Annotated in this window: 5 protein-coding genes; all 5 read left to right on the top strand. The window is 72.7% G+C overall.

Annotated features, from left to right (window positions below; all coding sequences use genetic code 11):
* Positions 1 to 1297: UDP-N-acetylmuramoyl-tripeptide--D-alanyl-D-alanine ligase (locus tag ACRX5S_RS17545; RefSeq protein WP_436773874.1), on the top strand; the 1297-nt coding region annotated here is incomplete at its 5' end.
* Complete coding sequence (mraY, locus tag ACRX5S_RS17540) at positions 1294 to 2358, top strand: phospho-N-acetylmuramoyl-pentapeptide-transferase (protein ID WP_436773873.1); 1065 nt, start codon at positions 1294 to 1296, stop codon at positions 2356 to 2358. The genes ACRX5S_RS17545 and mraY, both read left to right, overlap by 4 nt.
* A gap of 14 nt (positions 2359 to 2372) precedes the next feature.
* Positions 2373 to 3893, top strand: coding sequence for a UDP-N-acetylmuramoyl-L-alanine--D-glutamate ligase (gene murD, locus ACRX5S_RS17535; RefSeq protein ID WP_436773872.1), 1521 nt, complete (start codon positions 2373 to 2375; stop codon positions 3891 to 3893).
* A 63-nt stretch (positions 3894 to 3956) separates the two neighbouring features.
* Complete coding sequence (gene ftsW, locus ACRX5S_RS17530; protein WP_436773871.1) at positions 3957 to 5237, top strand: putative lipid II flippase FtsW; 1281 nt, start codon at positions 3957 to 3959, stop codon at positions 5235 to 5237.
* A 5-nt stretch (positions 5238 to 5242) separates the two neighbouring features.
* Complete coding sequence (murG, locus tag ACRX5S_RS17525; protein ID WP_436774055.1) at positions 5243 to 6331, top strand: undecaprenyldiphospho-muramoylpentapeptide beta-N-acetylglucosaminyltransferase; 1089 nt, start codon at positions 5243 to 5245, stop codon at positions 6329 to 6331.
* Positions 6332 to 6384: the final 53 nt, after the last annotated feature.

Here is a 6384-nt window from a genome sequence, read left to right as displayed (position 1 = left end):
CGTCGCGGTGCTCGCGACCCGCGAGACCGGCGTGCCCTCGATCGTCGTGGACGAGACCGCGGGCGACGCGGCGACGGACGGGACCGGCGCGGTCGTCGAGGCGCTGGGCCGCCTCGCGCGGCACGTCACCGACCGCCTGCCGCAGACCGCCGTGGTGGGCATCACCGGCTCGTCCGGCAAGACCAGCACCAAGGACCTGATCGCCCAGGTGCTCGCGCACGCCGGCGAGACCATCGCGCCGCCCGGGTCGTTCAACAACGAGATCGGGCTGCCGCTCACCGCGCTGTCCGCCGAGCTGACGACCCGTCACCTCGTGCTGGAGATGGGTGCCCGCGGCGTCGGCCACATCGCCTACCTGTGCGGCGTCGTACCGCCGCGCGTCGGCGTCGTGCTCAACGTCGGCACGGCCCACCTGGGCGAGTTCGGCGACCGGGCGACCATCGCCAAGGCCAAGGGCGAGCTGGTGGAGGCGCTGCCGGCCGACGGCGTCGCGGTGCTCAACGCCGACGACCCGCTGGTGCGCGCGATGGCCGAACGCACGCGCGCCCGCGTGGTGTTCTTCGGCGAGGGGGCGAGTGCGGACATCCGCGCCCAAGACGTACGACTCGACTCAACCGGACGCGCCTCCTTCACACTCCGCACACCGGACGGCGATGCACCGGTGATCTTGCGCCTGTACGGTGAGCACCACGTGGCCAACGCCCTCGCCTGCGCGGCGGTGGCACGCGAGTTGGGCATGGGCGTCGGCGAGATCGCGGCCGCGCTCGGCGGGGCCGGGTCCGTGTCGCGCTGGCGCATGGAAGTGACCGAACGCGCCGACGGCGTGACGGTGGTCAACGACGCGTACAACGCCAACCCCGACTCGATGCGTGCCGCACTCAAGGCGCTCGCGGCGATGGCCGGCGGCCGCCGTACGTGGGCGGTGCTGGGGGAAATGCGCGAACTGGGCGACGCCTCGCTGGCCGAGCACGACGCGATCGGCCGCCTCGCGGTGCGGCTGAACATCGGCCGCCTGGTGGCGGTAGGGGGCAGGGAGGCCGCGTGGATGGACATTGCGGCGAAGAACGAGGGTTCTTGGGGTGAGGAGTCGGTGTTGGTACCCGACACGCAGGCGGCCGTCGACCTGCTGCGGTCCGAGCTGCGCGCGGGCGACGTCGTGCTGGTGAAGGCGTCGCGCGGTGCGGCGCTGGAGCGCGTCGCCCTCGCCCTGCTGGACGACGGAGCGGACGGCGCGGGCGGGGCAGGCGGCACGGGCGGCGCCGAAGGCGCGGCGGCCGCCGGGGAGGTGCGCCGGTGAGGGCGGTTCTGCTCTCCGGTGGAATCGCCCTGGTGCTGTCGCTCATCGGCACACCGCTCGCGATTCGCATCCTGGTCAAGCGCGGCTACGGCCAGCTCATCCGGGACGACGGCCCGCAGGGCCACCACAGCAAGCGCGGCACCCCGACGATGGGCGGCGCGGTCATCATCCTGGCCGCACTGCTGGGGTACGCGGGGGCCAAGGCCATCACGCTGGAGCGGCCGACGGCGTCGGCCATCCTCGTGCTGTACCTGATGGCCGGCCTCGGACTCGTCGGTTTCGTCGACGACTTCATCAAGATCGTCAAGCAGCGCAGCCTGGGCCTGCGGGCCAAGGCCAAGCTGGCGGGCCAGTCCTTCGTCGGCATCTCCTTCGCGATCCTGGCCCTTCAGTTCCCCAACGACCGCGGTTTCGAACCCGCGTCGACACACCTGTCGTTCGTGACGGACACCGCGCTCAACCTGACGCCGGTGTTCTTCGTGGTGTGGGCGTACATCCTGATCGCCGGGCACTCCAACGGCGTCAACCTGACCGACGGGCTCGACGGCCTCGCCACCGGCGCGTCGGTGATCGTCTTCGGCGCGTACACCTTCATCGGCGTGTGGCAGCACGGGCAGAGCTGCGCCTTCGAGGCGTCGGCGAGCGCCGCGTGCTACGACGTACGCGACCCGCTCGACCTCGCGATCGTGGCCGCCGCGATGATGGGCTCCTGTTTCGGGTTCCTGTGGTGGAACACCTCGCCGGCCAAGATCTTCATGGGCGACACCGGCTCCCTCGCCCTCGGCGGCGCGCTGGCCGGCCTGGCGATCTGCACCCAGACCGAGCTGCTGTCCGCGCTGCTCGGCGGCCTGTTCCTGATCATCTCGCTGTCCGTCATCATCCAGGTCGGCTTCTTCAAGATGACCGGCAAGCGCGTCTTCCGCATGGCTCCGCTGCAACACCACTTCGAGCTGAAAGGCTGGCCCGAAGTACTCATCGTCGTACGCTTCTGGATCATCGCGGGCCTCTGCGTGATCCTCGGCATCGGCATCTTCTACGCGGGCTGGGTGACGGCCAAGTGACGGGTGACCGCCAGATGACAGACGAACGCCCCCTGCCGGACCACCGCGCGGCGGCGCTCGATCTCGGCGGGTTCAACCACCTGGACGCTCCCTGGGGCGAACTGTCCGCATGCGTCGTCGGCGCCGGGATCTCCGGCGCCTCGGCCGCCCGCGCGCTGCGCGAACTGGGCGCGCGCGTCGTCGTGGTGGACGCCGCCAACGACGCGCACGCACGCACCCGCGCCGCCGACCTGGAGGCCATCGGCGCGACCGTGCGCCTCGGCGACGACGCCACGCTGCCCGACGGCGTCGACGTCGTCGTGACCTCGCCCGGCATGCGCCCGGACTCGCCGCTGTTCGCGGCCGCCGCCGAGGCCGGGATCCCGGTCTGGGGGGACGTCGAACTCGCGTGGCGGGTCCGCCCACGCGAAGGCGCCGCGCCCTGGCTCGCCATCACCGGCACCAACGGCAAGACCACCACCGTGCGCATGCTCGCGAGCATCCTGACCGCCGCCGGGCTGCGCGCCGAGGCGGTCGGCAACGTGGGGACGCCGGTGCTGGACGCGGTGCTGGCCCGCGACGAGCGGGGCGGCCAGGCGTACGACGTCCTCGCCCTCGAACTGTCCAGCTTCCAACTGCACTGGCTCAGCCCGTGGCACGAGGGCTCCGACGCCCCGCGCATGCGGGCCGCGGCCGTCCTCAACATCGCCGCGGACCACCTGGACTGGCACGGCTCCGCGGAGGCCTACGCCGCCGACAAGGGCCGGATCTTCGCCGGTGCCGAGGTCGCGTGCGTCTACAACCTCGCCGACCCCGCGACCGAGGAACTGGTCCGGGAGGCGGACGTCACCGAGGGCTGCCGGGCGATCGCCTTCGGCCTCGGCGCCCCCGGCCCCAGCGGCTTCGGGGTGGTGGAAGACCTGCTGGTCGACCGGGCGTTCGTGGCCGACACGCGCACCGAGGCCGCGGAACTGGCCGAGGTCGCCGACGTGGTGCCGACCGCTCCGCACAACGTCGCCAACGCCCTGGCCGCCGCCGCGCTCGCGCGCGCCTACGGCGTCGGCCCGGAGGCGGTCCGTGAGGGCCTGCGGGCCTTCCGGCCGGACGCGCACCGCATCGCGCACGTCGCCACCGTCGGCGGCGTCGCGTACATCGACGACTCCAAGGCCACAAACGGGCACGCCGCGGCGGCGTCGCTTGCGGCGTACCCGTCCACGGTGTGGATCGCCGGGGGGCTGGCCAAGGGCGCGTCCTTCGACGAACTCGTCGCGGACGCCCGCGGCCACCTGCGCGGCGTCGTGCTGATGGGCGCCGACCGCGCTGTGATCCGGGACGCACTGGCGCGACACGCCCCCGATGTCCCGGTATCCGAGGTCGACGCGACCGACACTGGGGCCATGGATCTCGTGGTGCGCAAGGCGGCGGAACTGGCCCGTCCGGGGGACACCGTGCTCCTCGCCCCGGCGTGTGCCTCGATGGACATGTTCAGCAACTACGGTGCGCGCGGCGACGCGTTCGCCGAGGCGGTGCACAGGCTCTCCGGCGACGTTTCCTGACGGGGCGGCCCACCCATGCCCGGGGCGACACAGGAGGCACGCAAGAGCGCGCAGCGGCCCGCCATGCGATGGGGAAGGGCGCGCGGCGACGCCTCGGTCCCGGCCGCCCGCGACTCCGGCGGCGGGGGGCCCGAGCAGTCGCGGATGCGCGACCTGCGGCGGGCGCTCGACCGGCCGCTGGCGTCGTACTACCTGCTGCTCGGCGCCGGGCTGCTGCTGTCGGTGCTCGGCCTGGTCATGGTGCTGTCCGCGTCGCAGATCTTCTCGCGCGTCACGTACGGCGATTTCAGCGCGGTCTTCCTCAAGCAGGCCATCGCGATCGGCATCGGGCTGCCGCTGATGTGGCTCGGTGCCCGGCTGCCCGTGCGGGCGTACCGCATGCTCGCCTACCCGCTGCTGCTCGGCGCGATCGGCGCGCTGTGCCTGGTTCTCGTGCCGGGCGTCGGTATGGAGGTCAACGGCAACCGCAACTGGATCGCGCTGGGCGGGGTGTTCCAGATCCAGCCGTCCGAGTTCGCCAAGCTCGGCCTGGTGCTGTGGGGCGCCGACCTGCTCACCCGCAAGCAGCGGCTGCTGGGCCAGTGGCGGCACCTGTTCATCCCGCTGTTCCCCGGCGCGCTGCTGGTGCTCGGCCTGGTGATGATGGGCGGTGACATGGGCACCGCGATGATCATCACGGTGGTCGTGCTGGCGCTGCTGTGGGTGGCCGGGGCGCCGGGGCGGCTGTTCGTCCTCGCGTTGGGCGCCGCGGCCCTCCTGACCACCGTCTTCGTGCTCATGAAGCCGCACCGGGCGGCCCGGTTCAGCTCGTTCCTCGACCCGTTCTCCGACCCGCAGGGTGAAACCCTCCAGGCCGCGCACGGCATCTACGCCCTGTCGACCGGCGGGTTGTTCGGCAGCGGAATCGGAACGAGCTATGAGAAATGGGGCACCCTGCCCGAAGCCCACACCGACTTCATCTTCGCCGTGATCGGCGAGGAACTGGGACTGGTGGGGACGCTGTCGGTACTCACCCTCTTCGCGGCTCTAGGCTATGCGGGTATCCGCGTCGCGGGCCGCACGAAGGACCCCTTCGTACGGCTTGCCGCGGGGGGCGCCACCGCGTGGATCACGGCCCAGGCCACGATCAACATCGGTGCGGTGCTCGGTCTCCTGCCGATCGCCGGTGTGCCCTTGCCGTTGGTGTCCTACGGAGGCTCCGCCTTGCTTCCGACCATGTTCGCCGTGGGCATGCTGCTCTCGTTCGCCCGTACCGAACCAGGAGCGCAGAAGCAGCTCGCGGCCCAGGGTCCCGGGGCGGTCCGCCGTGCGTTCGCGCGGATCCTGCCGCGCAGGGAGCGGTGAAACAGGTGCATGTCGTCCTCGCCGGCGGGGGAACCGCCGGGCACATCGAGCCGGCCCTCGCCCTCGCTGATGCGTTGCGGCGGGAGAACCCCGATGTGGGCATCACCGCGCTGGGCACGTCCAAAGGCCTGGAGACGAAGCTCGTCCCGGCCCGCGGCTACGAGCTGGCGCTGATCCCGGCGGTCCCGTTGCCGCGCAAGCCCACCCCCGAGCTGATGACCGTCCCCGGCCGGCTGCGCGGCACGATCCGCGAGGCCGCCGCGGTGCTGGAGCGCACCCGCGCGTCCGTCCTGGTCGGCTTCGGCGGGTACGTCGCGCTGCCCGGGTACCTCGCGGCGAAGCGCCAGGGCATCCCGATCGTGGTGCACGAGGCCAACGCGCGGCCCGGGCTGGCCAACAAGATCGGAGCGCGCTACACGCACTTCGTCGCGGTCAGCACCCCCGACAGCAAGCTGCGCAACGCCCGCTACATCGGCATCCCGCTGCGCCGCGCCATCGCCACGCTCGACCGCGAGGGCGAGCGCGAGAAGGCGCGGGCGGCGTTCGGGCTCGACCCGATGCGGCCGACGCTGCTGGTGTTCGGCGGGTCGCAGGGTGCCCGGCGCCTCAACGAGACGCTGGCGGGGACCGCCGAGCAGCTTCTCGCGGCCGGCGTCCAGGTGCTGCACGCGGCGGGCCCGAACAACGAGCTGACGATCACCCCGCCGCCCGGCGCGCCTCCGTACGTCGTGCTGCCGTACGTGGAGAGGATGGACCTCGCGTACGCCGCGGCCGACATGGTGCTGTGCCGCGCTGGCGCGATGACCTGCGCCGAGTTGTCGGCCGTCGGGCTGCCCGCCGCCTACGTGCCGCTGCCGATCGGCAACGGCGAACAGCGGCTGAACGCCCAGCCGGTGGTCAAGGCCGGCGGGGGCCTGCTGGTCGACGACGCCGATCTGACCCCGGAGTGGATCACCGCGAACGTGGTGCCGGTGCTCACCGACCCCGGGCGCCTGTACGCGATGGGGCGCGCGGCGGCCGAGTTCGGACGCCGGGACGCCGACGAGACGCTGGTGCGCATGGTGCACGAGGCGATCGCGGCGGCGCGCAGCTGACCGTGTCGCGCGGTCCGCAGGACCGCCGGCCCGAGGGCCGCAGCCCGAGGAGT

This window comes from Yinghuangia sp. YIM S09857 (genome assembly GCF_051388915.1).
GTDB lineage: Bacteria > Actinomycetota > Actinomycetes > Streptomycetales > Streptomycetaceae > Yinghuangia.
Note: the sequence above shows the minus strand (reverse complement) of the source record. Positions and strands in the feature narration are given on the sequence as shown.